Source organism: Streptomyces sp. NPDC055103, from assembly GCF_053607625.1.
Window position 1 is genome coordinate 36,049 of record NZ_JBSGTX010000033.1, and the last position, 25,659, is coordinate 61,707.

Below are 25,659 nucleotides of genomic sequence, written 5' to 3' on the forward strand. Positions count from 1 at the left end.
GCTAGAAGTACCCTTCGCGCTTGCGGTCTTCCATCGCGGCCTCGGACATCTTGTCGTCGGCGCGGGTCGCGCCCCGCTCGGTGAGGCGGGAGGCGGCGATCTCGGCGATGACGGCGTCGAGCGTGGTGGCGTCGGAGTCGACGGCACCGGTGCAGGACATGTCACCGACGGTGCGGTAGCGGATGAGCCGCGTCTCGACCGTCTCGGTGTCCTTCGGGCCGCCCCACTCGCCGGCCGTCAGCCACATGCCGCTGCGCGCGAAGACCTCGCGCTCGTGGGCGAAGTAGATCTCCGGCAGTTCGATGCCCTCGCGGGCGATGTACTGCCAGACGTCCAGCTCGGTCCAGTTGGAGAGCGGGAAGACGCGGACGTGCTCGCCGGGCGCGTGGCGGCCGTTGTAGAGCTGCCACAGCTCGGGGCGCTGGCGGCGCGGGTCCCACTGGGAGAACTCGTCGCGGAGCGAGAACACCCGCTCCTTGGCGCGGGCCTTCTCCTCGTCGCGGCGGCCGCCGCCGAAGACCGCGTCGAAGCGGTGTTGCTGGATCGCCTCGGTCAGCGGGACGGTCTGCAGCGGGTTGCGGGTGCCGTCGGGGCGCTCGCGCAGCTTGCCCGCGTCGATGTACTCCTGCACGGACGCGACGTGCAGCCGCAGCCCGTGCTGGGCGACGACGCGGTCGCGGTACTCGAGGACCTCGGGGAAGTTGTGCCCGGTGTCGACGTGCAGCAGCGTGAAGGGGACCGGCGCCGGGGCGAAGGCCTTCAGCGCCAGGTGCAGCATGACGATGGAGTCCTTGCCGCCGGAGAAGAGGATCACCGGCCGCTCGAACTCGCCCGCCACCTCGCGAAAGATGTGGACGGCCTCCGACTCCAGGGAGTCGAGGTGCGACAGCGCGAACGGACTGTCGGTCGCCTCGTGGACGTTGACGACGGTGGTCACAGCAGACCCCTCTCGGTGAGCAGCGCGTGGAGCTGTGCCGCGGACTCCTGCACGGTCTGGTTCTGGGACTCGATCCGGAGATCGGGCGTCTCGGGGGCCTCGTACGGGTCGTCGACGCCGGTCAGGCCGCTGATCTCGCCGGCGGCCTGCTTGGCGTAGAGGCCCTTGACGTCGCGGACCGAGCAGACCTCGACGGGCGTGGCCACGTGCACCTCGACGAAGGCGGTGCCCTCGGCGGCGTGGCGCTTGCGGACCGCCTCGCGGCTGTCGGCGTACGGGGCGATGACCGGTACGAGAACCTGCACGCCGTGCGAGGCGAGCAGCTCGGCGACGAAGCCGATGCGCTGCACGTTGGTGTGCCGGTCCTCGCGGGTGAAGCCGAGGCCCGCGGAGAGGAACTCGCGGATCTCGTCGCCGTCGAGGATCTCGACGCGGTGGCCTTCCTCGCGGAGGCGGCCGGCCAGCTCGTACGCGATCGTGGTCTTTCCGGCGCTCGGCAGGCCGGTGAGCCAGATGGTGGCACCGGTCACGTGGTTCTCCTGGGAGGTGTGGGAGGTCTGAGGGGTGGTGGTCATCAGCCGTGCAGCCCGCACTCGGTCTTGGCGCGGCCCGCCCAGCGTCCGGCGCGGGCGTCCTCGCCCTCCAGGACGCGGCGGGTGCAGGGTGAGCAGCCGACGGAGGCGTAACCGTCCATCAGGAGCGGGTTGGTGAGGACACCGTGCTCCATGACGTACGCGTCGACGTCGTCCTGCGTCCAGCGGGCGATGGGGGAGACCTTGACCTTCTGCCGCTTCTCGTCCCAGCCGACGACCGGGGTGTTCGCCCGGGTCGGGGACTCGTCGCGGCGCAGGCCGGTGGCCCACGCGCTGTACGCGGTCAGGCCCTCCTCCAGCGGCTTGACCTTGCGCAGCGCGCAGCACAGGTCGGGGTCGCGGTCGTGCAGCTTCGCGCCGTACTCGGCGTCCTGCTCGGCCACGGTCTGACGCGGCGTCAGGGTGATGACGTTGACGTCCATGACGGCGTCGACGGCGTCCCGGGTGCCGATGGTCTCCTCGAAGTGGTAACCCGTGTCGAGGAAGACGACGTCCACGCCGGGCCGGACCCGCGAGGCGAGGTGGGCGACGACCGCGTCCTCCATGGAGGAGGTGACGCAGAAGCGCGCGCCGAAGGTGTCCACGGCCCACCGGAGGATCTCCAGCGGCGAGGCGTCCTCCAGATCGCGGCCGGCCTGCTCGGCGAGTGCCTTGAGGTCGGCCGCGGTGATGTCCTGCTGGACCTGAGTGACCGTCATATCGCTTCCCTTCCAGGGGTGGTGCCCGAAGTGCCCGGGGCGAGCAGCCCCAGGAACTTCAACTGGAAGGCCCGGCTGCACGCGGCGCATTCCCAGGCGCCGTGGCCCTGCTCGTTGGGACGCAGGTCCTCGTCCCCGCAGTAGGGGCAGTGGAACGGTGCGGCTCGCTCGCTCATGAGAGTGCCTCCTCCGAGGCGCGGGCCGTCCAGGTCGCGAAGCGCTCGCCGTCCTCGCGCTCCGCCTGGAAGCGCTTGAGGACCCGCTCCACGTAGTCCGGGAGCTCCGCGGCGGTGACCTTGAGGCCGCGGACCTTGCGGCCGAAGCCGGCCTCCAGGCCGAGCGCGCCGCCCAGGTGCACCTGGTAGCCCTCGACGCGGTTGCCGTCGTCGTCCAGGACCAGCTGGCCCTTGAGACCGATGTCCGCGACCTGGATGCGGGCGCAGGCGTTCGGGCAGCCGTTGATGTTGATCGTCAGCGGCTCGTCGAACTCGGGGATCCGGCGCTCCAGTTCGTCGATGAGCGAGGAGCCGCGGCCCTTCGTCTCGACGATCGCGAGCTTGCAGAACTCGATGCCGGTGCAGGCCATCGTGCCGCGCCGGAACGGCGAGGGGGTGACCCGCAGGTCGAGCGACTCCAGGGCGGAGACGATCCCCTCGACCTGCGCCTCCTCGACGTCGAGGACGAGCATCTTCTGCTCGGCGGTGGTGCGGACCCGGCCCGAGCCGTGCGCCTCGGCGATCTCGGCGATCTTCGTGAGGGTGGCGCCGTCGACCCGGCCGACGCGCGGCGCGAAGCCGACGTAGAACCGGCCGTCCTTCTGCCGGTGGACGCCGACGTGGTCGCGCCACTGGCCGGCGGGCTGCTCGGGGGCGGGGCCGTCGGCGAGCTTGCGCTGGAGGTACTCGTCCTCCAGGACCTGGCGGAACTTCTCCGGGCCCCAGTCGGCGACGAGGAACTTCAGGCGGGCGCGGTTGCGGAGCCGGCGGTAGCCGTAGTCGCGGAAGATCGAGATGACGCCCTCGTACACGTCCGGGACCTCGTCGAGCGAGACCCAGGTGCCGAGCCGGACCCCGAGCTTCGGGTTGGTCGACAGACCGCCGCCGACCCACACGTCGAAGCCGGGGCCGTGCTCCGGGTGACGCACGCCGACGAACGCGATGTCGTTGATCTCGTGCGCCACGTCGAGCAGCGGCGAGCCGGAGACCGCGGACTTGAACTTGCGGGGCAGGTTGGAGAAGTCCTTGTTGCCGACGATCCGTCGGTAGATCTCGTCGATGGCGGGCGTGCCGTCGACGATCTCGTCCTCGGCGATCCCGGCCACGGGTGAGCCGAGGACGACACGCGGGGTGTCGCCGCAGGCCTCGGTGGTCGACAGGCCGACCGCCTCCAGGCGGTTCCAGATCTCGGGGACGTCCTCGATGCGGATCCAGTGGTACTGGACGTTCTGCCGGTCGGTGATGTCGGCCGTGCCGCGGGCGAACTCCTCGGAGATCTCGCCGATCACCCGGAGCTGCTGCGTGGTCAGCCGGCCGCCGTCGATGCGGACCCGGAGCATGAAGTACTCGTCGTCCAGCTCCTCCGGCTCCAGGACACCCGTCTTGGTGCCGTCCAGCCCCTGCTTGCGCTGGGTGTAGAGGCCCCACCAGCGCATGCGTCCGCGCAGGTCGTTGGGGTCGATGGAGTCGAAACCGCGCTTCGAGTAGACCGTCTCAATGCGTGTCCGCACATTGAGACCGTCGTCGTCCTTCTTGAACTGCTCATTGCCGTTCAGTGGGGTGAAGTGCCCCACGGCCCACTGACCCTCGCCACGGTGGCGCCCGTTCTTGCGGCGGGCGGCGGCGGGAGTGGGGTTTTCCGGGGTGGCGGCCATGGCGTCTTGTCCTTCGGGACTGCGAGAGGGCGGCTCTGACCTGCACACTCGCGCAGAGGTCAGAGGGTGGCGCGTCAGTGCGCAGCAGGGTCGGGCAGAGGAGATATCGCGGCGATGCTGGTGGTGTCAGCGCGCCGGACAGATGGCGCTGGACATGCGGCCGAGGTCGACGTGCCGCCGACTCACCAAGGCAGTTCCAGTTCCAGACATGACGGAAGCGTGTCACGGGACTTTGGACCCAGTCCAGCATCGTCCGCAATATGGACATTAGTGTCTCGATATGCGAGATGCTGTGTTCTGGGTCACGAAGAAGGGGCCCTGAAGGGCCCCTTCTCATGGTCGGTGCGGGTCTCAGGCGTGGGCGCCGGGCCACGGTCCGGGGGTCTCCGACTCTTCCACTTCCTCCACCTTGGTGTCGAAGAGCCGGAAGCCGCGCCGCTCGTAGTTGGCCATCGCGTGCGGGCCGTCGAGCGAGCAGGTGTGCAGCCAGACGCGCTTCGTCGCCTCGCGCTCTGGCCACCGCTCGGCCAGGTCCCAGGCGCGCCGCACGCCCTCGGAGAGGAGGTGACCGCCGATCCGGCGCCCCCGGAAGGCGGGGATCAGGCCGAAGTAGACGATCTCCACGACGCCGTCGGGCTGCGGGTCGAGCTCCACGTACCCGGCCGGCGTCCCCCGGTCGTACGCCACCCAGATCTCGGCCCCCGGCCGCTCGACGATCTCCTGCCACTGCTTGTACGTGAGCGCCAGGCGGTCGTTCCAGCTGATGTCGCCACCGACCGCCGTATAGAGGAAGCGGCTGTACTCCGCCGAAGGCACCTCGGCCCGCGCGATGGTGATGTCGTCGCCCTCCGGGGCGGGTGAGGGGCGCAGGTCGGACGGCGAGGTCTGTTCGAGGGACCAGGTGGTGAGCGTGATGTGCATGAGCCCATCGCATCACGCGGCCGCGCGGAGAGGCGACCGGGGGCGTCTCTCTCCGCCGCCCGACGGGCGGGGTGTCCAAGGAGTGGGACGCCGGTCCGTGGCGAGCCGGGCCTGGATCGGCCCTACGCCTCCCGGGCCTGGATCGGCCCTACGCCTCCCGGGCCGTCGGTGCCGCCCTGACCGCGGGCGCCGTCGAGTGCGGCAGCAGGTCCGCCGGGCGCTCCGGGCGGAGGACCTCCACCGCGACCTCCTCCCGGAAGCGGTACGGCCGGTGTGCCAGGACCCCCGCGAGGTTCCGCCGCACCCGGGACATCTCCGCCCGTACGGTCACCGTCCTCGTACGGTCCCCGAACACGTCGCCGGCCAGCTCCGCCGCCGTCCGCCCGTCGCGGTGCAGCGCCAGGACGTAGAGGAGCTCCGCGTGCCGCGGGCTCAGCTCCTGCTGCCAGCTGCCCGCCTCGCCCGAGACGGCCACCGTCCAGCGGCGCGGCCGGCTCAGGTCGAGCACGACCCGGCTCGCCGCCCCCGCGCCGGGGTCCACCGGCAGGGTCTCCTCCTCGACCCGCAGCAGCCAGCCGCCGGGCAGAGGCTCCACCGCGCACACCCCGAGCGAGGGCAGCCATACCCGGCCCGCGCGGAAGGACTTGGGCAGCGGGATGCGGTCGACCGGCGCGAGCCCCGTCACCGCCGCCGTCCAGCCGTGGACGTCGACCGCCACGGCCCGCCCGCCCACCCGGCACAGGATCGGCGCGGCCACCGCCCGCAGCCGCTCGACCGACCGGCGGTGCCGCTCCCGCATCTCGGCCTCGGCGAGCTGCGCGACCGAGGCGACGAGCGCCAGCATCGCCGGATGGAAGCTGGACGCGGGGCCGCTCACGTCCAGGATCCCCAGGAGCCGCTGATCGCGGGGATCGTGCACGGGCGCCGCGGCGCAGGTCCAGTTGTGCAGGGTGTGCACGTAGTGCTCGGCGGAGTGCACCTGCACGGCCCGGCCCATGGCGAGCGCCGTACCGACCGCGTTCGTCCCGGTCGTGTGCTCGGTCCAGGCCGCGCCCTCCTCCAGGCAGATGCCGTTCGCCTGGCGCAGCACCGCGAGGTTTCCCTGACGCCACAGCACCCGGCCGCTCTCGTCGGTGACCACCATGATCTGGAGAGAGGTGTCGGCGATGCCGGCGAGACCGCCGCTGAGCGTCTGCATCACCTCGGACAGGAGTGTGCTCCTGCGCCGCTGCTCCAGTTCGTCCCGCTGGAGCAGCACGCTGCTCGTCCCCTGGTCGGGGTCGAGGCCGAGCCGCGCCATCCGCTGCCAGGAGGCGTCGATCTCCGCGCGGGGCGCGATCGGCGGCGTACGGCCCGCGAGGGTCGCGTCACGGACCCGGTGCAGCAGCCGGGCGGCCTGGGCGGCGTCCATGGCGGCCAGCCGCCTCATGTCGAGCTGCGTGTTCTTCATCGGTCTCTCCCAGCCACCCGTGGTGCGCCGTGGTGCTGTATCGGTTCTGCGCAGGGCAGATGTCCGGAGTGTCGCTGCCCATGGTGCCGTTCGGGGACGCCCGGCGAGGCCCGGTTCGGGTAATCCTGCAACCCTTTGCAACTCTGGCGACCTACCGGCCCCGTGGGTGAGGGTGGTGCGAGCGGTGGGTGGTGCCGTGTCGGCGCAGCACCACCCCCGCTCTCCGCGCGTGCCGACCCCGACGGGTCCACCCCTGGTACGCGCGGCTCAGCCCTGCCGCCCCCCCGAGGGCATCGGCCCCAGGACCTGTCCGAAGGGAACGGTCAGACAGGCGCCGGCGGGTCTCACACCGCCACCCGCGCCCGCTCCACCACCGCCCGCAGGTCCAGCGTGTGCGCCAGCGTCCCGAAGGTCGTACCGCCGTCCCCGCCGAGCCGCGACGCGCAGAACGCGTCCGCCACCTCCGGCGGCGCCCACCGCACCAGCAGCGCGCCCTGGAGCACCAGCGCCATCCGCTCCACGAGCCGCCGCGCCCGCGCCTCGACCCCTTCCAGGTCGGCCAGTTCGCCCAGCAGGTCCCGGATCGCCCGGTCGAGCCGGTGGTCCGCGCCCCGCGCCGCCCCTACCTCCCGCAGGAACGCGTCGAACGAGGCCGGCTCGGTTCGCAGCGCCCGCAGCACGTCGAGCGCCTGGACGTTCCCCGAGCCCTCCCAGACCGAGTTCAGCGGCGACTCCCGCAGCAGCCGCGGCAGCCCCGACTCCTCCACGTACCCGTTGCCGCCCAGGCACTCCAGGGCCTCCGCCACCACCGGCGTACACCGCTTCGTCACCCAGTACTTCGCCACCGGCACGGTGATGCGGAGCAGAGCCTGCTCACGCTCGGCGTGGTTGCTGCCGTCGGTTTCGCCGGAGGCGTCGGTTGCGGTGGCGCCTTCGACCGCGTCGTACGCCGCCGCCAGGCGCATCGCGAGCACCGTCGCCGCCTCCGACTCCAGGGCCAGATCGGCGAGGACGTTCCGCATGAGCGGCTTCTCGATCAGCACCCCGCCGAAGGCCTCGCGGTACGCGCAGTGGTGCACGGCCTGCGCCACCGCCTGCCGCATCAGCGCCGCCGAGCCGAGCACGCAGTCGAGCCGCGTCGCCGCCACCATCCCGATGACCGCCCGGACCCCGCGCCCCTCCTCGCCGACCCGGCGCGCCCACGTCGTCCCGTCGAACTCCACCTCGGCGGAGGCGTTCGAGCGGTTGCCCAGCTTGTCCTTCAGCCGCTGGATCGCGAACGCGTTGCGCGAGCCGTCGGGGAGGACCCGCGGCAGCAGGAAGCAGGTCAGCCCCGCCGGCGCCTGCGCCAGGACCAGGAAGGCGTCCGACATCGGCGCCGAACAGAACCACTTGTGCCCCGTCAGGACGTACTCCCCGTCGGCCGCCAGCGGACGCGCCTCCGTGCGGTTCGTCCGGACGTCGCTGCCGCCCTGTTTCTCCGTCAGCGCCATCCCGAGCAGGGCCCCCGGCTTCTCGGCGACGGGCCGCAGCTCCCGCTCGTACACGTGCGAGGCCGCCGCCGGCTCCCACACGGCCGCGAGCTCCGGCTCGGCGCGCAGCGCGGGCACCGACGCGTGCGTCATCGACACCGGGCAGACGTGTCCCGCCTCCGCCTGCGAGACCACCAGGAGCCCGGCGGCGCGCCGCACATGACCACCCGGACGGCCCCACGCGTCCGTCAGGCCGGCCCCGACCGACTTGCCGAGCAGCCGGTGCCAGGACGGATGGAAATGGACCTCGTCGATCCGGTTCCCGTACCGGTCGTGGGTCCGCAGCCGCGGCGGAAACGTGTTCGCGAGCTCCCCCCACTCCCTGACCTGCTCGGACCCCGTCGCCCGGCCCAGCAGGCTCAGCTCGTCACGGGCCTCCGCCAGGACCTCGGGCGCGAGGTGCCGCTCGACCGCCTCCGCCAGGGTCCGGTCGGACGTGAAGACGTCGTATCCCACCAGGGGCGGAGCCTGGTTGGTCACGGTGTGGGTGCTCGCTGCCATGCCGATACGGTAAGCAGGTGCAGGCAGCAAGCGAAACACCCGATCGGCCCGAGCGGCGGCCCTGGAGCAGGCTCCACCGAGCGCGCGTCCTCTACCGCAACGTCTCGAAGCGGAAGATGGCCTGGCTCCTCCTCAAGGACACCGTCAACTCGTGCATCGAGTACCGCATCCTCGGCCTCGCCGCCGAGGCCGCGTTCTTCACGTTGCTGTCGCTGCCGCCGCTGCTCCTCGGCCTGATCGCCCTCCTCGGCTACGCCGACGACTGGACCAACACCGACACCGTCGCGAGCATCGAGGAGAACATCCTCCGCGCCGCCGGAACGGTCCTCTCCGACCGTGGCGTCCACGACATCGCCAAGCCCCTCCTGGACGACGTGACCCAGGGAAAACGCCCCGAACTGGTCTCCCTGGGCTTCGCCATCGCCCTCTGGTCCGGCTCGCGCGCGGTGAACGTCTTCATCGACACCATCACCGTCATGTACGGGCTCGACGGCCACCGCGGCATCGTCAAGACCCGCCTGCTCGCCTTCCTGCTCTACATCGTGGCCCTGATCATCGGCGCCGTGGTGCTGCCCCTCGCGGTCGTCGGCCCCGACCGGGTCGTCGAACTGGTGCCCTGGGGGACGGAGGTCGTCGCCGTCCTGTACTGGCCGGCCGTCATCCTGCTCTCCGTCGCCTTCCTCACGACGCTCTACCACGTGTCCGTACCCGTCAGATCGCCGTGGATCGAGGACATCCCCGGCGCCCTCGTCGCGCTCGGCATGTGGGTCCTCGGCAGCTTCCTGCTGCGCATCTACCTCACCAGCCAGGTCGAGGGCCCGACCATCTACGGCTCCCTGGCCGCGCCCATCGCCGTCCTCCTCTGGATCGGCATCTCCGCCTTCGCCGTCCTCGTCGGCGCCGCGGTGAACGCCGCCATCGACCGCGTCTGGCCCTCCGTCGCCACCGCCGCGGCCCGCGAGGCCAACGAACGGGCCCGCGCGGTCCAGGCCGCCGAGCTGGTCGCCCGCGTCCGCGCCGAGGCGGACGACGTCGACGAGGACGACCCGGACATGCCCTCCGAGTTCCCCGAGCGCTGGTCCAAGTTCCTGCCCCCGGACGACGTGAAGTCACGCATCCACTCGGGCTGGGAGAAGGAATGAGCCGGCACACCGCCCCGTCGTAGCCTCGAAGGATGTACGAGGAACGGGGGCGGTGACGGGACGGACCGATCCCCGCCGAGGCCTCCCGGACCGGTGAACCCGCGGGCTACGGTCGGGCCATGCGCACGCGCTCGTACGGAAGGACGTCCTGGCCCTGGGCCGCGGCGGCCGTCCTGCTGTTCTGGCAGACCTGGTTCCTCTGCCACGTCCACGCCACCGAGCGCTCGGGCGTCCGCTGGACCTGTGACACCGACGGCTGCGGCACGAACCAGCTCGCGGGCGGGGCGCTCTTCCTCGCGGCGCCCTCCGCCCTGGGCGCCGCCCTGTTCGCGGCGCCCTTCCTGGGGCTCGCCGGCGCCGGTCTCGCCGCGCTGCTCGCCGCGTTCGGGCTCCTCGTGGGCCGGGAGGACGACCACGCGGTCGTCGCCGGATACGGCCTGGCCGCGCTCGGCGCCGTCCTCGTCGTCGCCGGAGCGGTGCGGGCGCTGCGCCGCCGGGGCCGGCACCCGGACACCGAGGACGAGGAGTACGGCCCGGATCACGGCGACAGCCGCGTCCCGGTCCGCGCGCTGCTGTGGCGGCTCCTCGCGCCCGGCACGCTCCTCGTGGCCGCGCCGGCCGCCGTCGTGGTCACCGCCCTCGTCCACGGCGCGCTCGACGGGCCGCGCTGGGTCATGATGCTCGGGCTCGACGGCACGGTCGCCCTGCTCCTCGCGCTCGGTACGGCGCGACTGCGGCACCGTCCAGGTGTCGCCCAGGACCTCGGCTCCGGCGCGGGCGCCGTCCACGTGCCGGCCCGGCTCCACTCCCTCACCGCCCGCGGCACCGACTTCGGCTTCGACCTGACCGTGCTCCCCGAAGGGCGCGCCCCGTACCGCATAGAGGTCCGGCAGCCCGTCGACCTCCAGGACGTCCGCGTCCACCGCGCGGCGCTCGTCCGCCACGACCCTCGCCGCCCCTGGCTCGTCGACCTTCCCCCGCGCCCGCCGGCCGCCGAACTGGCCCGCGCCCGCGCCGCCGTCCGCACGGACGACCTCCCGACGGCCCCCCGGCTCAGAACCCCGGCCCCCGGCACCCCCGCCCTCCTCGCCGGAGCGCTCCTCACCGCTGTGCTGCTGACCGTCCTCACCCTGACCTGACACCCCGCCGGACACCTTGGGGGAGCGCGCCGGAAAAGACCCGGCGAAAAACCCGTGGCGGGTTCCGGGGGCTCCCGCTACGGTGGTTGGCGTACAAGATCGCGAAAAGACACAGGAGGTGTGACCGATGGCTGTCATCACGATGGGCCTCGCCCGCACGCGGATGTTCCTCCACACCACCTCCGCGGCCACCGGCTGACTCACTCTGCTGTCCTAGGCGCCGGGGCCGCCCCTCGAAGGGTCCCCCTTGTCTTTCCGTTCTTCCGTTCCGTCTTCCTCCACCACCTCTTCCTCCGCGCTGCTCGACGCCCACGGCTGGGACTCGGGCTGGGCCGAGGCCTTCGCCCCGTACGCGGCTCAGGGACTGCTCCCCGGCCGGGTCGTCCGGGTCGACCGAGGGCAGTGCGACATCGCCACCGCCGACGGGATCGTGCGCGCCGACACGGCGTTCGTGACCCCGCACGACCCGCTCCGGGTCGTCTGCACCGGCGACTGGGCCGCCGTCGACCCCGAGGGCGTCAGCGACCCGCGCTACGTACGGACGCTGCTGCCGCGCCGTACGGCCTTCGCGCGCTCCACCTCCTCCCAGCGGTCCGAAGGGCAGATCCTCGCGGCCAACGTCGACCACGCCGTCATCACCGTCTCGCTCGCCGTCGAGCTGGACCTCGGCCGGATCGAGCGCTTCCTCGCCCTGGCCTGGGAGAGCGGCGCGAACACGCAGCGGAGAGAGGCTTCCTCAGCGCGCAGCCCAGGCTCGTGTGGGCCTCGCCTTCTGCGGGCAGGAAGTCGAGGCTGAGGCCAGTGAGGGTGAGGGTACGGACCGCGCGGGTCTCGCGAGGCGTCACGCGAGTGGAGTCCGGCGTCCTCACGCCGATCCCCTGGAACAGGCGGAGCTCACCCGTCTGCGGCCTCTGATGGGGCGACCAGCCGAGCGGTGTGGTGATCTGAGGCTGACCGCCCGGCGTGGAAACTCGTGTCCGCTCCGAGGAGTCGCGCTCGGCGCTGTGTCACGATGCTCGGCCGGTCCCTCGCCGCCGGCCTCGTGGTGGCGTTCTCGGCAGTCCCTCCTGCCCGGTCCTCTCCAAGAATCACTCTCTCCTCCCGATCTCCGATCAAGATCAGGTTGATGCAGGGACCACAGAGTGCGTCGGATTCGATCCGCCGTCAGAGGGTCACGATTCACCCGTCGCCGAGACGCACCCGGTCGCCAGCGGGGCGACGGACAGCGCGGTCACCGCGATCAGGGCGGCACGGAGCCACTGGGGCACGGCCCCGCTTCACCCGCCTGTCCGGTGCAGGCCCGCCAGCACGAGGTCGACGGCGGCATCGGCCCAGCCGGTGTGGCCGCCGCGGCCGGCCATGTAGTCGGCGTAGAAGGGGCCCAGCAGCGCGGACACTGACGCTTCGAGGTCGGCACCGGGCTGGATCTCGCCCCGGTCGCGGGCCTGTTCCAGGACCTCGCGCAGCAGGGCGCGGCGGGGGAGGACCGTGCGTTCACGCAGGAGGGACAGGAGATCGGGGGTGTGGGCTTCCTCGGCGAGGCAGGTGCCGATCAGTGCCATGCCGCGCACGCGTTCCACCGTGGCGGCAAAGTCTTCCAGGACGGCGATCAGATCCGTGCGGGTGTCGCCGCTCGTGGGAGGGGCGTCGGTCATGCGCAGGGCCGCGAGGGCTGCGGTGAGGAGGTCGGCTTTGGTCTTCCAGCGCAGATGGATGGTGGACTTGCTGACCTCCGCGGCGGCGGCGACCTGGCTCAGGCTCATCCGGGTGTAGCCGTGCGAGGCAAGCAGCTCCAGTGCCGCCTGGAGAATGGCGGCGTCCTTCTCGGCCGAACGCGGCCGCCCAGCACTCTTGGTCTCGGTGTCACCCATTCGGCCAGGATAAGCGAAATCCGCACCGAGCGGTTCGGTACTGACACCAAGCGGCGGCAGTGACGGCGTCCAGGCGAGCCGGTGCCGGAGCCAGGGCGGCTGCCGCGGCCACGGCGTACTGGGCGAACCCGCGCTGACGGCGCAGATCGCCGTGGTCGGCGACGCGTTGTCCATTGTGGGTCGTGGTCACTTCCGGGCCGAGCGCGTCGATGATGCCCACCACGTCCCGACCTGCTACGGGCGGCCACGTCCAGTCCGGATGGCCGGTGGCGGCGATCTGGTAGTCGACGGGATTCAGCCCGCATGCCTCGACAAGGACACGCACCTGCCGGGCACCGGATCAGGCATCGGTACATCGGCCAGATGGAGGGTCTCGGGGCCGTCGGGGCCGTCCACGGCGAGGGTGCGCATACCGGTGGCTCTCTCGGTGGCAGGGGCGGGGCGGCGTTGCGGGTCGGCCGGTGGAGCTCCGGGGAGTCCGCGCCGTGCGGCCCGGTGAGGCTCAGGCTCCGGCGATGTGGAAGTTGAAGTCGGCGTGGCCGAGCGAGCCCCACAGGCGCAGCCAGATCGGCAACAGCATCTCGGTACCGCGGGCGGTGCTGATGTCGCCGAGGTCGAGGACGCTGCTCTCGGGCCAGCCGAAGGAGACGAGCAGGTCGGTGACGGCCTGCTTGGCGTCGGCATCGTCACCGGAGACGAACACGGAGTGCTCGCCCGCGACGCGCGACGGGTCGACCATGATCTGGCTGTTCATGGTGTTGAGGGTCTTGACGACCTTGGCCTCGGGGAAGGCTCGCTGGATCTGCTCGCCGAGGCTGTCGGTGTTGACCGGGTTCAGCGACGGGGGCATGCCTTGGGAGAAGTCCAGCGGGTTGGCGATGTCGATGAGCACCTTCCCGGCCAGGTTCGCGAAGCCCGCCGTTTCCAGGGCCTGGAGGGTGGAGGCGCCGGCGGTGGCGTTGACGACCGTCTCGCCCCAGGCGGCCGCGTCGGCGAACGTCTCCAGATGGATCCGGTCGTGGTGGGCGAGCCACTCGGCGAACGGTGGGCTGCCGTAGCCGTCGGGCTCGCTGTGAGCGCGCGTGGCCTTGGGGTCGCGGGTGCCGATGGTGACCTCGTGGCCCACGGAGGCCAGCTTGGTGGCGATGGTCCGGCCGGCGATGCCGGTGCCGAGAACTGCGTAACGCATGGAGGGGTCCTTCCGGGGTGGTGAGACGCCGCGACGGGGGAACGTCTCGCATCCCTTCGAATCTAAACCGAGCGGTTCGGTATTACAAGTGTCGATGGTGATGGCGTGAAGAGGACGGACGTGGAGCGCTGCCGCGGCACCGCAGGACGACCCCGCTGCCCGGACAAGGAGACGGCGGCCCTGGCCGCCGCACTGACCCTGCTCGCCGAGCAGGGCTTCAGCCGGATGCCGCTGGACCAGGTGGCCCGCGCCGCCGGGGTCGGCGGAGCCGCCATCCATCTGCGATACAAGGCGAAGACGCAGCCCGCCGCAGCCCCCGAAGACCCTGCACCCGGTGGTTGCGGGGTCCCCTGGGATGTGGCTCTGGGGACGCAGCCGAGGAACCCCGGGGACGGGGCGTTGTTTCCCCCCAGCCCTCGCCCGTGCGGCGCCCTCGGATCGATCGAGGTGCCGCACGGGCGTTTTCAGTGCACGATCGCTGGAACCGGTGCGCGTCCTCGCGTCCCTCACCCGCGGGCTGCGTGGCGCCCGGGCGACCGGCGTTGACGAGCGTGATTTCGTGGCGCGGGTGTGACGGCGCCACACCGGCTCAGGGGTGCCGGCGCCTTCCGGAGGACGCGCCCCGTTCTCCTTCCCGGCGCCGACCGTGATCATCCGATCGAGACTCCCGTTCGACCGGCACCGTTCGAGAGCGGAACGACGGGAACCCCTGACGGCGGACCGTTGCTCGCCCTGCCGGCGCCCTACTTCTTCGGTGTGAAGACGAGCAGCCGGTCGAGGAGTAGTGAGGAGAGGGCGGGGCGGGTGAGGGTGTCGGGTTGCATGTAGGCGCGTGCTACGAATCGGAGGGTACTCATGTCGACGGGCCGGTTGGTGCCGTACTGTGCGCAGAAGTCGGTGCCGGTGGGCGGGAGTGCGGTGACGTGCGGGCCGGCCGGTCCGGTGTCGCCGGCGCGGCTGAAGGTCCAGGCGTAGAGCTGGTCCGCGTGCGGCTGGTCGTGGATGAAGTCGTCCGCGCTGCCCTGTAGTTCACGGTTGTTCTTGGCAGCCAGGGCCACGGCGGCCTTGGCGTCGGCGTAAAGGGTGGCGCTCGAGTAGGTCGCCTGGCGGGTGGCCGCGTGGTTCGTGCCGTACGCGACGACGAAGGAACCGTCCGGCAGGCTGAAGTTCCGGGTGATCGGGTCGTCGGCGTCGTTGGAGAGGGCGCCCACCCCCGTGGTGGGCGGATCGATCAACAGGTTGCCCTGCAGTCCCGGGTTCGACTCCTCGAAGCCGCGCTCGACCACTTCGTCATGGGCCTCGTAACCCGGGTGGGCGTCGATGATCCGCTGGCGCAGCAGTTGCAGGGTGGGGTTGAGGTCGAGTTCGGTGGCCCCGGTCCCGGAGACACGCAGGCGAGGAACGGGCAGCGGATCGGGGGCGTACACCGGCGCCGTCTCGTCCCCGGAGTTGCTCTGCGGCCGTACCCGGAAGACCTGGAGCGGAGGTGTGGCGCGGTAGTCGTCGAGCGCCTTCTCGAAGCCGGGCTCGGCCACGGCTGTCCGCATGCCGAGCAGGAACTGGTCGGCATCCTGGTCGAGACCGAGCCGGTACATGGCCGGCGGGATCGTCATGTTGTTCGTCGCGCGCGCCAGCCCGGAGGCGTCCAGCATCCTGTTCACCTCCGCCCGGGTGCGCCCGTTACCGGTGATCACCAGGGCGAACGGCCGGTCGTACGGTGTCCGGCCCTGTGTGCGCACGGTCCTGTTGTTGATCGGGTCGCCCACGGAGGTCCACAGGAGCGGTCCGGTGGGCAGGGAGCCTTTCAGCATGGTGAGGTCGAAGGAGAAGTACTCCTCCGGCGGCGGCGTGGTGCCGATCAGGACGATGGCCTCGTCCTGCCGCAGGCGCCACGTCGCGGGTGGGTTGGTGTTGGGTGCCTGGCCCGGGACCTCCGGCATGCCGGTGACGATGTAGGGCGACTGGGGATTGGGCCACATCGCGCTGAATACGGCGCCCTCGCAGTACCTCTTGTTCAGGTCGAAGACGGCCTCGGTTCCCGACTGCGAGACGTAGCCGGATCTGGCCAGTTGGTGCTTGAACCTCTCGACCTGCCGGTCGGTGTCGGTCGACGGAGAGGGTTTCCCGTCGGCCGAGGTCAGGGATTCCGCGAGGGCGCCGCGGGAGGGGGCTGGTGGCGTGGCTGCCATCGCGGTCGGTGCGGCCAGGAGCACGGCGGCGGCCAGACCGAGGAGAGCCGGACGCCGGCGCAGGCGAAACGTCGTCATGTCAGACCCTTATCCGGCCCGCGTCTCGAGCCCTGGCCACCACGCCGCAATCACCTCCTGACCTCACTCATCCGGAACACCGTCGTGGGCGGCTGTGCGGTGCTGATGGTGTCGGTGCCGACGTGGCCACCACTCCGGGAGGTGGGGCGAGTTCGGGGAGCAGGGCCCCGTAGGAGGACGACCAGCTCGGGTCTCGCAGTGCGAATGTCCTCCTCGATCCGCCGGCTGGTTCAAGAGCGCGGCTACCAGAGCACGTGCCAGGTCTACGCCCGCCTGATCGTCTTCCGCAGGTTTTGTCCCGCCCTGCGTCCGACCACCTTCCAAGCGCCGACGGCAACGGCAAGGCTCAGGACTGTAAATCGTTCGATTGACAGACCCGCTGTCGACGTCTCCGGGTGAGGCCCGGAATCTAATCGGTGGTGCCGTGCCCTGGGGCGGGCTATGGTTCTGCTCGTTCCAGGGCGCGGCTGTGTCGCTGCCCAGGGCACGGTGTTGGTTCGTTGAGAAGAAGCAGGAGGTGAGGACATTGATGACTGTCACGGTGACGGGCTCTGCCCGCATTCAGGAGTTCATCGTTCCCACCCCCGTGGTCTCCGGCTGACACCCACTCGACTTCCGCGCGCTCAAGCGCGCCGCCGGGGCCACCCTTCGAAGGGTTCCCCTTGTTCAACGCTCCGCTCCGCCCGTCTTCCCTTTCCGCTGTCCAGCACCCGCTCGCCGTCTACGGCTGGGACGAGGCCTGGGAGGCCGAGTTCGCCCCGTACGCCGCCCAGGGCCTGGTCCCGGGCCGGGTCGTCCGTGTCGATCGTGGCCAGTGTGATGTGGCCACCCCTGACGGCGTCGTCCGGGCCGACACCGAGTTCGTCGTTCCCCGTGACCCGATGAAGGTCGTGTGTACGGGCGACTGGGTCGCCGTCGATCCCGAGGGCGGTGACCCGCGGTACGCACGCACGATTCTTCCTCGTCGTACAGCCTTCGTGCGGTCGACGTCGTCCAAGCGTTCCGAAGGCCAGGTGCTGGCCACTAACATCGATCACATCGTCATCTGCGTGTCGCTCGCGGTCGAACTCGACCTCGGGCGGATCGAACGGTTCCTCGCGCTCGCGATGTCCAGTTCGAGCGGTGAGGCACTGCTGCGTAAGTCGGCAGACTCCTGGGAGTCCGGTGCGCAGCCGACCGTCGTCCTCAGCAAGGCGGACCTCGTGCCCGACCCCGTCGGGCTCTCCTACCTCGTCGAGGACGTCGAGACGGTCGCCCCCGGTGTGCAGGTCGTGCCGCTCAGCTCCACCACGGGAGAGGGCCTCGACGTGCTCTCCGCGGTGGTCTCGGGCGGGACGACCGTCCTGCTCGGCGTCTCCGGCGCCGGGAAGTCGACCCTCGCCAACGCGCTCGTCGGCACGGACGTGATGACCGTCCAGGCCGCCCGCGACATCGACGGCAAGGGCCGCCACACCACGACCACCCGCAACCTCTTCGTCCTGCCGGGCGGGGGCGTCCTCATCGACACCCCCGGGCTGCGCGGGGTCGGCCTCTGGGATGCCGAGACCGGCGTCGGCCAGGTCTTCTCCGAGATCGAGGAGCTGTCCGCGGACTGCCGCTTCCACGACTGCGCCCACGAGGCGGAGCCCGGCTGCGCGGTGGCGGCGGCGATCGAGGACGGCTCGCTGCCCGTCCGCCGGCTGGAGAGCTACCGCAAGCTGCTCCGCGAGAACCAGCGGATCGTGGCCAAGACCGACGCCCGGATGCGCTCCGAGATCCTCAAGGACTGGAAGCGCAAGGGCGCGGAGGGACGCGCCGCCATGGAGGCCAAGCGCGGTCGCGTCCGATAGGAAACACGATGCCGCGTCGCGGCCCGGGCCCCGTGCCCGGACTCGCGGCGCCGCGTCGTGTCGTGGCCCGGGCCCCGCACCCGGGCCCGCAGCGCCGTGTCGTGGCCCGGGAGCGAGTCCCGGGCCCGTAGCGCCGTGCTCGTGTCGTGGTCCAGGCCTCGTGCCCCGGGCAGCGGCGCCCGCCATGGTCCGGCCCCGCGCCCAGGCACTGAGCGTCGTGTCCGAAATCCGCGAGTCGGGGGTCGTCGGGTCCCGCACACTGGGAGGCATGAGGGACGACGACACCCGCTACGAGGCGGTCAGCAGCAGGGACGCCCGGTTCGACGGCGAGTTCTTCTTCGCCGTCCGCACCACCGGGATCTACTGCCGGCCCAGCTGCCCGGCCGTCACCCCCAAGCGGCGGAACGTCTCGTTCTTCCCCACGGCCGCCGCCGCCCAGGGCCACGGCTTCCGCGCCTGCCGTCGCTGCCGCCCGGACGCCGTGCCCGGCTCCGCCGCGTGGGACGTACGGGCCGATGTCGTCGGCCGCGCCATGCGCATGATCGGCGACGGGGTCGTCGACCGCGAGGGCGTGCCGGGTCTCGCCGGACGCCTCGGCTACAGCACCCGGCAGGTGCAGCGCCAGCTCACCGCCGAACTCGGCGCGGGACCCGTCGCCCTCGCCCGCGCCCAGCGGGCGCACACCGCGCGCCTGCTGCTCCAGACGACCGGCCTGCCGGTCACCGAGATCGCCTTCGCGGCCGGCTTCGCCAGCGTCCGCCAGTTCAACGACACCATCCGCGCCGTCTACGCCCGCACCCCCACCGCCCTGCGCGAGGAGACGGGCGGCGGCGCCGGAGGCCGCACCGCGCTCGCCGCCGGGGTCCCGCTACGGCTCGCCCACCGGGGGCCGTACGCCGCCGGGGAGGTCTTCGACCTGCTCGCCGCCGAGGCCGTGCCCCGCGTCGAGGAGACCGTCGGCGCGCCCGGCGCCCGCACCTACCGGCGCACGCTCCGCCTCCCGTACGGCACCGGCGTCGTCTCCGTCGACGAGCGGTCCGCCGGGCACTGGCTGGAGGCCCGCATCAGCCTCACCGAGCTGCGCGACCTGACGACCGCCGTGCACCGGCTGCGCCGCCTCTTCGACCTCGACGCCGACCCGTACGCGGTGGCCGAGCGCCTCGGTGCCGCCCCCGGGCTCGCCGCCGAGGTGACCGCCCGGCCCGGCGTCCGGTCCCCGGGGACGGCCGAGCCGGAGGAGTTCGCGCTGCGGACCCTCCTCGGGCCCGAGGAGTCGGCCCGGCTCGTCGAGGCGCACGGCACGCCCCTGGCCACCGCCTGCGGCGGCCTCACCCATCTCTTCCCGGCCCCGGCCGACCTGACAGGCCACCCGGTCGCGGGGCCGCTGGCCCGCGCGCTCGTCGACGGAGCCGTCCGCCTCGACCCGGGTGCCGACCGCGACGAGGCCGAGCGCACGCTCCTCGCCGTCCCCGGCGTGACCCCCGAGGCGGCGGCCCTCATCCGGATGCGGGCTCTCGGCGACCCGGACGTCCTCCCGGTGGGTGTTCCGGAAGCGGAGGAATGGCGCCCCTGGCGCTCGTACGCGGCGCGCTACCTCGCGACCGCGCGGTAAGGGCGGCTCAGCCCCAGAGCACCGCACCCGCCCACGCCCCCACGATCAGCAGACACGCGAAGAGCTCGACGAGGATGCTCGTGCCGGCCGCGCGCATGACCGTCCTGGTCGCCGCCCCGGCCTGGCCGTGGCCGCCCAGGCGGAGGCGTTCCGCGAGGTAGATCCCACCGACGAAGCCGGGGACCGCGCCGAGGACGGGGACCAGGACGAAGCCCAGGAGCGCGCCGAGGCCGGCGTACACGATCATCCGCCGGGTGATGCCGACGCCCCGGAACCTGCGGGGCGGGAGCTGCCAGACGACCACCTGCGTGAGGAGCAGCAGACCGGTCGACGAGGCCAGCAGGATCCAGGCGAGGTCCGTCCGCTCATGCAGCGACCACCAGAGCATGGCGGCCCACACCAGCCACGTTCCCGGCACGCCGGGGGTCAGCACCCCGAACAGACCGAGCAGCATCACCGTCGCGACCATCAGGAGCTGCCACAGACCCACGCTGCCCAGCGTCCCCCACAACGGCCGTCCGCGCCGCTCGCGTGCGGCGGACGGGGGAGGGAGCGGGGCGGAGGTCCGACCTGGACCGGGCTCCGCCCCGCCTCGGCCGGGCCGGGCTCAGCCCGCCAGCGGCAGCGCGGCGGCCACCGCGTCGCGCTCCTTGCGGCCGAGCAGCGGGAAGACGATCCGCAGACCGGTCCCGCCCTCGGGCGAGGAGACGACGAAGGAGGAGTTGAGGAACCGCTCCCTGATCGCCGAGCGGACCAGGCCGGCCCGCGAGAGCGTCAGGGTGTGCTCCACCGGCTTGGCGAAGACCGGGTCCGCCCGGTGGACGAGGATGCGGCGGTCCGTCATCGTCAGGTACATCGGCACCGGCGCCGGTATCACCGCCATCGTCCCCGCCGAGAGGATCGAGGACGCCACCGCGAACACCGCGGTGCGGCCCACCGACACGGTGCTCAGGTTCACCACGGTCGTCACCTCGACCCGCTCCCCGGCTTCGAGCAGCGGCTGGACGGCCGTGAGCAGCGCGCGGCGGCGCCTTGCGTTCATGAGGAGATGCTCCCGAGGGGCTGGTATGCGGAACCGGCCGCTCACCCTGCCATACGCCCCCGCCTCAGCCGCGGGCCACCCACCCCTTCTCGTACGCGTGCCAGCCCAGCTGGAGCCGGGTCGTCACCCCGGTCAGTTCCATCAGCCCCTTGACCCGCCGCTGCACGGTCCGCAGCCCCAGATCCAGCTGCTTGGCCACGCTCGCGTCCGTCATCCCGGCGAGCAGCAGCGACAGGATCTCCAGGTCCATCACGTCCGGGCCCGGCGCCTCGTCCTCGGCGATCTGCGCGCCCGCGCCCAGCCGCAGCGGCAGCGCGTCCCGCCACACCGACTCGAAGAGGCCCATCAGCGATTCGAGGAGCCCGCTCGCGTGCACGACGATCGCCGCCGGCTCCGCGCCCCGCCCGGTCAGCGGCACCATCGCCAGCGAGCGGTCGGCGACCACCAGCTTGGTCGGGACCCGGTCGGCGACCCGGATCAGTTCCTCGCGGCCGAGCGCCGCCGACAGTTCGAGGAGCCCGGTCGGGAGGGACAGCACCTCGCGCTCCAGCACCACCCGGTAGCGCACGCCCCGCCCGGCGGCCTGCTCCTCCGCGTCGTTCTCCATCCCGGTGACCGCGATCGGCTTCCCGGTGACCAGGGCGCAGACCTCCTCCGTCGCCCCCAGCTGGAGCTGGAGGAAGCGGTGGGTGACCGCGCTCGCGCCGGTGACCACCTCCACGAGGTCGTGGACGGCCGCCTCCTCGGCCTCCGCCCGGTACTCCTCCGCCAGCAGCGCCGCCGCCAGCTCCGCCTGCTCCAGCTCGTGGCGCTGCTGGGTCAGCAACGCGCCGAGGGCCACGCCCGGCGGCGCCGCCACCCACCGTCCGGTCCGCGCCGAGGACTGCGCGGCGAGCCCCTGCGCCTCCAGTCGGCGGAGCGCCCGCTCGGTGTCCCGCTCGGGCATGGCGAGCCGGTGCGCGAGATCGGTGACCTCGGCCGCGCCCAGCGCGACCAGTGCGCGGTACGCGGACTCCTGGCGTTCGTCGAGCCCTATCGCTCCCAGCATGGTTGCCCCACCCCTCGCCGTGCGTCCGGCGGACGCCCCGGTTCTTCTCGGGACCTTCACCGGAGGCATTCGTTCCGTTGGTGACCTGGCGGGAAACGGCCACGGCGTATTCCCGCCTTGCCCATCATCCCTGTACCGCCCTCACCTCTGCCAATGTGGCGCCACCGCAGCACCAACAGCTCCCGGAGCCGGGCGTCTTGTGCCCTTTTTCCGGAATCAGATGGGGAGAGCGATGCGCCCGATTTCGCGTACGGCCCTGGGGGCGGCGACCGCCGTCGTCCTGGCCGTCACCGCGGTCGCGCCGTCCATGGCGAATGAGCCGCAGGACGGCACGGCCGGCAAGCGACCGCTGGTAGGCAGCGAGGCCTCGGCCCGCGCCGGGGACCGGACCGCCACGGTGACCCTGGTCACCGGCGACCGGGTCCTCGTCACCCACGACGCCGCAGGGAACCCGGCGGCCACCGCGCTGCCGCGCGAGGACGGCAGCGTCCCGCTCGTCCAGACCCGCCGCTCCGGCCAGGACCTGTACGTCTATCCCGAGGACGCCGCCGACGCGCTCGCCGCCGGCCGCGTCGACGAGGAGCTCTTCAACGTCACGGGACTCGTCCGCCAGGGCTACGACGACGCCGCCACCGCCACGCTCCCCCTGATCGCGGTCTACGGCTCCGACGTCGCCCGCTCCGTCCCCGCCGCCCCGCGCGGCGCGCAGCGCGGCCAGGTCCTGAAGACCGTCGACGGCGTCGCGCTCAAGGCCGACAAGAAGCAGGCCGCCACCTTCTGGGCCGACGTGGACACCCCGCTCGCCCGCTCCGCCGCCGGCATCGAGAAGCTCTGGCTCGACCGCAAGGTCCAGGCCACCCTGGAGCGGTCGACGCAGCAGGTCCACGCCCCCGAGGCCTGGGCCGCCGGCTACGACGGCACGGGCACCAAGGTCGCCGTCCTCGACACCGGCGCCGACACCGAGCACCCCGACCTCAAGGGCCGCGTCACCGTCTCGGAGAACTTCACCGACTCGGCGACCGCCGGCGACCACCAGGGCCACGGCACCCACACCATCTCCACCGTCGGCGGCTCCGGCGCCGCGAGCGACGGCAGGAAGAAGGGCGTCGCCCCCGGCGCCGACCTCCTCAACGGCAAGGTCCTCAACGACTCGGGCTCCGGCGCCGCCTCCTGGATCATCGCGGGCATGGAGTGGGCCGTCGCCCAGGGCGCCGACGTCGTCTCCATGAGCCTCGGCAGCTCCGTCCCCACCGACTGCACCGACCCGATGAGCACCGCGGCCGAGGAACTCGCCCAGAACAAGGGGACGTTGTTCGTCATCGCTGCCGGAAACTCGGGCCCGACCCTCAACACGGTCTCCTCGCCCGGCTGCGCGCCCAGCGTCCTCACCGTCGGCGCCACCGACCGCGACGACTCCACCGCGTACTTCTCCAGCCGCGGCCCGACGATCGTCAACCACACCCTCAAGCCCGAGATCGCCGCGCCCGGCGTCGCCATCTCCGCCGCCGCCGCCGGCGGCCGGGGCGTGTACGCCTACCAGTCCATGTCCGGTACGTCGATGGCCACCCCGCACGTCGCGGGCGCCGCCGCCATCGTCAAGCAGCGCCACCCCGACTGGACCGCCCAGCAGATCAAGGCCGCCCTCGTCTCCTCCGCCGAGAGCGACCTCCCCGGCGACGTCCGCGAGGTCGGCGGCGGCCGCCTCGACGTCAAGGCGGCCGTCGACCAGACGGTCCTCGGCGCCTCCGCCGTCCAGGGCGGGACGTTCAACTGGCCGCAGGAATCCAGCGACCGCACCACGGTCTCCGTCCCGTACACCAACACCTCCGGCGCCCCGGTCACCCTGAACCTCGCCGTCGAGAAGGTCACCGGCAACGACGGATCCCGCGTGTGGAGTTCGGTCGCCCGCCTCGGCAAGCGCACCGTCACCGTCCCGGCCGGCGCCACCGTCCAGGTCCCTCTCGAACTCGCCCCCGACGCCCGCCTGGAGCACGCCCAGTACGGCGACGTCACCGGCCGCGTCCTCGCCACCGGCCCCGGCGGCATCCACGTCTCGACCCCGTTCTCGCTCTACGTCGAGCCCGAAACAGTCACCCTGCGCGTCAAGTTGATCGACCGTCAGGGCAAGCCCGCCGACGGCGCCTCGTCCCTGGACGTCATCGGCACCGACGACGCCAGCGGCGAGCGACGCTTCAACGACGGCGCCACCGACCAGGTCTACCGCTTGCGCCCCGGCAACTACTTCCTCTCCTCCTTCGTCACCACCCCCGACGCCGGCGCGGGCGCCAAGCTGAACGACTCGCTCAGCTACCTCGGCCGCCCGCAGGTGGAGCTGAAGAAGGACACCACCGTCGTCCTCGACGCCCGCAAGGCCCACAAGCTGTCGGTGAACACCGACAAGGCCGCCGAACTCCGGGGCGCCACCCTCGCGTTCTCCCGCTCCTGGGACGACACCTGGCTGCACTCCGGCACCGCCGCCGGACCGCGCACCATCCGCGGCTACTACGCCTCGGTCGAAGGCGCCACCGACGAGGGCGACTTCGAGTTCGGCAGCTACTGGCGCGCCGCCGCCCCGAAGATCACCTCGCTGCGCACCACCGACGGCCTGACCCTCCACCCGGTCACCGGCTCCCTCGGCTCCGACAACCTCGACGGCACCGGCTCCGCCCGGCTGGTCGACGCCGGAACCGGCACCCCGGAGGAACTGAACGCCGCCGGCGTCCAGGGCCGTATCGCCCTCGTCCGACTGCCCGACGACTCCACCAACGCGGGCACCGTCGCCCGTAACGCCAAGGCCGCCGGCGCCGTCGCCGTGGTCCTGCACCACTCGACCCCGGACCGCTGGTACCCGGGCGGCTCCCTCACCGGCCTCGGCCTGGCCGCCCTCGCCGTCCCCGCCGACGAGGCGGCCCAGCTCCTCGCCAAGCTGGCCGCGGGCGAGGTCACCCTCGCCTGGCAGGCCACCGCGAAGAGCCCGTACGTCTACAGCCTCGCCTTCCCCGAGACCGGCGCGATCCGGGGCGAGAGGAACTACCGGGTCCGCGACGGCTCCCTGGGCCGTACGGACGCCACCTACGGCTCGGCCGGCATCGCGACGGACTTCATCGAGAGCCCGGCCGCCGTCCGGCCCAACGGCACCAGCGTCTACTTCAGCTGGATCGAGCCGCTCCCGGTCCCCGGCACCCGCACCGAGTACTACACGCCCGGTGAGACCCGCTGGGAGCAGGCCGTCAGCAGCAGCTTCCCGTTCGGCGAGTTCATGATGGGCACGCCCCGCGCCTACACGGCGGGGGAGAGGCGCACCGAGGCCTGGTACGACGGCGTCCTCGCCCCCACCGCCCCGCGCGACAGGTCCGGCAAGCCGGTCCTCGTGGCCGAGCGCCAGGGCAACCTCATCGGCTTCGCCGACGCCATGTGGGGCGACAACACCCACCACGCCGAGCAGGGCTCCTTCGGCGACATCGGCAACGTCAGCCTCAGCCGCGACGGCGAGCGCCTCGGTACGAGCGCCTGGCCGTTCGGGGTGTTCGAAGTACCGTCCGAAGCGGGGACGTACACGCTCGAACAGAACACCACGAAGATCGGCAGCAGGGTGTGGGCCCGCTCCACCTCCGTCAACTCGGTGTGGAAATTCACCTCCAAGCTTGACGAGAGCGTCTATTCTCAGGGCATCCCGATTCTCTTCCCCCGGTACGACCTTCCGGAGGACGGACTCAAGACCCTCGCCGCGACCGACGGCCAGCAGATCGGCCTCACCGCGACGGGTCACGCGGGCTACACCCCCGCAGCGCTCACCTCGGCCAAGCTCTCGTACTCCTACGACGGGGGCACGACCTGGACCGAAGCGCGGGTCTCTCAGCAGGGCGGCGACTGGACCGCGACCGTGAACCACACGGGCGCGACCGGAAAGCCCGTCACCCTGAGGACCGAACTGACGGACGCCAACGGCAACTCCGTCACCCAGACCGTGGTCCGCGCTTACGACGTGCGCTGATCACGACGGTCCGCCGGGCGTCCT

22 protein-coding genes and 1 pseudogene are annotated in these 25,659 nt (G+C 72.1%); 7 read left to right on the top strand and 16 right to left on the bottom strand.

Features of this window, described 5'->3' with window-relative positions; all coding sequences use genetic code 11:
* Position 1: 1 nt before the first annotated feature.
* The 9 genes from cysD to ACWFR1_RS21475 form a co-directional block, all read right to left on the bottom strand.
* Entirely contained in the window at positions 2-937 is a 936-nt protein-coding gene (cysD, locus tag ACWFR1_RS21435; RefSeq protein WP_453553440.1) for a sulfate adenylyltransferase subunit CysD, read from the bottom strand.
* A complete protein-coding gene (gene cysC / locus ACWFR1_RS21440) occupies positions 934-1,512 on the bottom strand; it encodes an adenylyl-sulfate kinase (protein WP_453553442.1) in 579 nt (192 codons plus the stop codon). The genes cysD and cysC overlap by 4 nt, the downstream gene beginning before the upstream one ends.
* Positions 1,512-2,228, bottom strand: coding sequence for a phosphoadenylyl-sulfate reductase (locus tag ACWFR1_RS21445; RefSeq protein WP_453553444.1), 717 nt, complete (start codon positions 2,226-2,228; stop codon positions 1,512-1,514). Before ACWFR1_RS21445 ends, cysC begins: the two co-directional genes overlap by 1 nt.
* Complete coding sequence (locus tag ACWFR1_RS21450) at positions 2,225-2,404, bottom strand: hypothetical protein (RefSeq protein ID WP_453553446.1); 180 nt, start codon at positions 2,402-2,404, stop codon at positions 2,225-2,227. The genes ACWFR1_RS21445 and ACWFR1_RS21450 overlap by 4 nt, the downstream gene beginning before the upstream one ends.
* Positions 2,401-4,098 carry a nitrite/sulfite reductase gene (locus ACWFR1_RS21455; protein WP_453553448.1) on the bottom strand — a complete coding sequence of 566 codons (1,698 nt, stop codon included), beginning with the start codon at positions 4,096-4,098 and terminating at the stop codon, positions 2,401-2,403. Before ACWFR1_RS21455 ends, ACWFR1_RS21450 begins: the two co-directional genes overlap by 4 nt.
* Before the next feature lie 126 nt (positions 4,099-4,224).
* Positions 4,225-4,308, bottom strand: coding sequence for a putative leader peptide (locus tag ACWFR1_RS21460; protein ID WP_312846743.1), 84 nt, complete (start codon positions 4,306-4,308; stop codon positions 4,225-4,227).
* A gap of 141 nt (positions 4,309-4,449) precedes the next feature.
* Complete coding sequence (locus ACWFR1_RS21465) at positions 4,450-5,019, bottom strand: GNAT family N-acetyltransferase (protein ID WP_453553450.1); 570 nt, start codon at positions 5,017-5,019, stop codon at positions 4,450-4,452.
* A gap of 148 nt (positions 5,020-5,167) precedes the next feature.
* Positions 5,168-6,469 carry a GAF domain-containing protein gene (locus ACWFR1_RS21470; protein WP_453553452.1) on the bottom strand — a complete coding sequence of 434 codons (1,302 nt, stop codon included), beginning with the start codon at positions 6,467-6,469 and terminating at the stop codon, positions 5,168-5,170.
* 344 nt (positions 6,470-6,813) lie between these two features.
* Positions 6,814-8,502, bottom strand: a complete 1,689-nt coding sequence (locus ACWFR1_RS21475) for an acyl-CoA dehydrogenase family protein (protein ID WP_453553454.1) — start codon at positions 8,500-8,502, stop codon at positions 6,814-6,816.
* 17 nt (positions 8,503-8,519) lie between these two features.
* Here ACWFR1_RS21475 and ACWFR1_RS21480 point away from each other — a divergent pair, with 17 nt between their 5' ends.
* From ACWFR1_RS21480 to rsgA (ACWFR1_RS21490), 3 genes and pseudogenes are all read left to right on the top strand, one after another.
* A complete protein-coding gene (locus ACWFR1_RS21480) occupies positions 8,520-9,644 on the top strand; it encodes a YihY/virulence factor BrkB family protein (protein WP_453553456.1) in 1,125 nt (374 codons plus the stop codon).
* A 119-nt stretch (positions 9,645-9,763) separates the two neighbouring features.
* Positions 9,764-10,783 (top strand): hypothetical protein, encoded by a 1,020-nt coding sequence (locus ACWFR1_RS21485; RefSeq protein WP_453553458.1) that lies wholly within the window; start codon positions 9,764-9,766, stop codon positions 10,781-10,783.
* A gap of 247 nt (positions 10,784-11,030) precedes the next feature.
* Positions 11,031-11,495, top strand: a pseudogene (gene rsgA, locus ACWFR1_RS21490) (GTPase RsgA); the annotation flags it as partial.
* A 565-nt stretch (positions 11,496-12,060) separates the two neighbouring features.
* Here rsgA (ACWFR1_RS21490) and ACWFR1_RS21495 read toward each other — a convergent pair.
* The 3 genes from ACWFR1_RS21495 to ACWFR1_RS21505 form a co-directional block, all read right to left on the bottom strand.
* The gene (locus tag ACWFR1_RS21495) at positions 12,061-12,654 is read right to left on the bottom strand and encodes a TetR/AcrR family transcriptional regulator (RefSeq protein WP_453553460.1); all 594 of its coding nucleotides are present in this window, start codon (positions 12,652-12,654) and stop codon (positions 12,061-12,063) included.
* Complete coding sequence (locus ACWFR1_RS21500) at positions 12,647-12,979, bottom strand: alcohol dehydrogenase catalytic domain-containing protein (protein ID WP_453553462.1); 333 nt, start codon at positions 12,977-12,979, stop codon at positions 12,647-12,649. Before ACWFR1_RS21500 ends, ACWFR1_RS21495 begins: the two co-directional genes overlap by 8 nt.
* 177 nt (positions 12,980-13,156) lie before the next feature.
* Positions 13,157-13,843: an NADPH-dependent F420 reductase gene (locus ACWFR1_RS21505; RefSeq protein WP_453553464.1), complete on the bottom strand. Its 687-nt coding sequence runs from the start codon at positions 13,841-13,843 to the stop codon at positions 13,157-13,159.
* Positions 13,844-13,963: 120 nt separating this feature from the next.
* On the opposite strand from ACWFR1_RS21505, the gene ACWFR1_RS21510 reads away from it, so the two are divergent.
* Positions 13,964-14,389 (top strand): TetR family transcriptional regulator, encoded by a 426-nt coding sequence (locus ACWFR1_RS21510; protein WP_453553529.1) that lies wholly within the window; start codon positions 13,964-13,966, stop codon positions 14,387-14,389.
* A gap of 197 nt (positions 14,390-14,586) precedes the next feature.
* On the opposite strand, the gene ACWFR1_RS21515 is transcribed toward ACWFR1_RS21510, so the two are convergent.
* Positions 14,587-16,110: a hypothetical protein gene (locus ACWFR1_RS21515; protein WP_453553466.1), complete on the bottom strand. Its 1,524-nt coding sequence runs from the start codon at positions 16,108-16,110 to the stop codon at positions 14,587-14,589.
* 662 nt (positions 16,111-16,772) lie between these two features.
* Between ACWFR1_RS21515 and rsgA (ACWFR1_RS21520) the strand changes: the two genes are divergently transcribed.
* Both rsgA (ACWFR1_RS21520) and ACWFR1_RS21525 read left to right on the top strand, forming a co-directional pair.
* Positions 16,773-17,939 (top strand): ribosome small subunit-dependent GTPase A, encoded by a 1,167-nt coding sequence (gene rsgA, locus ACWFR1_RS21520; RefSeq protein ID WP_453553468.1) that lies wholly within the window; start codon positions 16,773-16,775, stop codon positions 17,937-17,939.
* A gap of 268 nt (positions 17,940-18,207) precedes the next feature.
* A complete protein-coding gene (locus ACWFR1_RS21525; protein WP_453553470.1) occupies positions 18,208-19,551 on the top strand; it encodes a DNA-3-methyladenine glycosylase 2 family protein in 1,344 nt (447 codons plus the stop codon).
* A gap of 7 nt (positions 19,552-19,558) precedes the next feature.
* Here ACWFR1_RS21525 and ACWFR1_RS21530 read toward each other — a convergent pair whose 3' ends face one another.
* The 3 genes from ACWFR1_RS21530 to ACWFR1_RS21540 all read right to left on the bottom strand — a co-directional run bounded on the left by ACWFR1_RS21530 (position 19,559) and on the right by ACWFR1_RS21540 (position 21,641).
* Entirely contained in the window at positions 19,559-20,041 is a 483-nt protein-coding gene (locus tag ACWFR1_RS21530; protein WP_453553472.1) for a DUF456 domain-containing protein, read from the bottom strand.
* 117 nt (positions 20,042-20,158) lie between these two features.
* Positions 20,159-20,593: a hypothetical protein gene (locus ACWFR1_RS21535; RefSeq protein WP_453553474.1), complete on the bottom strand. Its 435-nt coding sequence runs from the start codon at positions 20,591-20,593 to the stop codon at positions 20,159-20,161.
* Positions 20,594-20,657: 64 nt separating this feature from the next.
* Positions 20,658-21,641, bottom strand: a complete 984-nt coding sequence (locus ACWFR1_RS21540) for a helix-turn-helix domain-containing protein (RefSeq protein WP_453553476.1) — start codon at positions 21,639-21,641, stop codon at positions 20,658-20,660.
* A gap of 232 nt (positions 21,642-21,873) precedes the next feature.
* Between ACWFR1_RS21540 and ACWFR1_RS21545 the strand changes: the two genes are divergently transcribed.
* Positions 21,874-25,635, top strand: coding sequence for a S8 family peptidase (locus tag ACWFR1_RS21545; protein ID WP_453553478.1), 3,762 nt, complete (start codon positions 21,874-21,876; stop codon positions 25,633-25,635).
* The last annotated feature ends 24 nt before the right edge of the window (positions 25,636-25,659 follow it).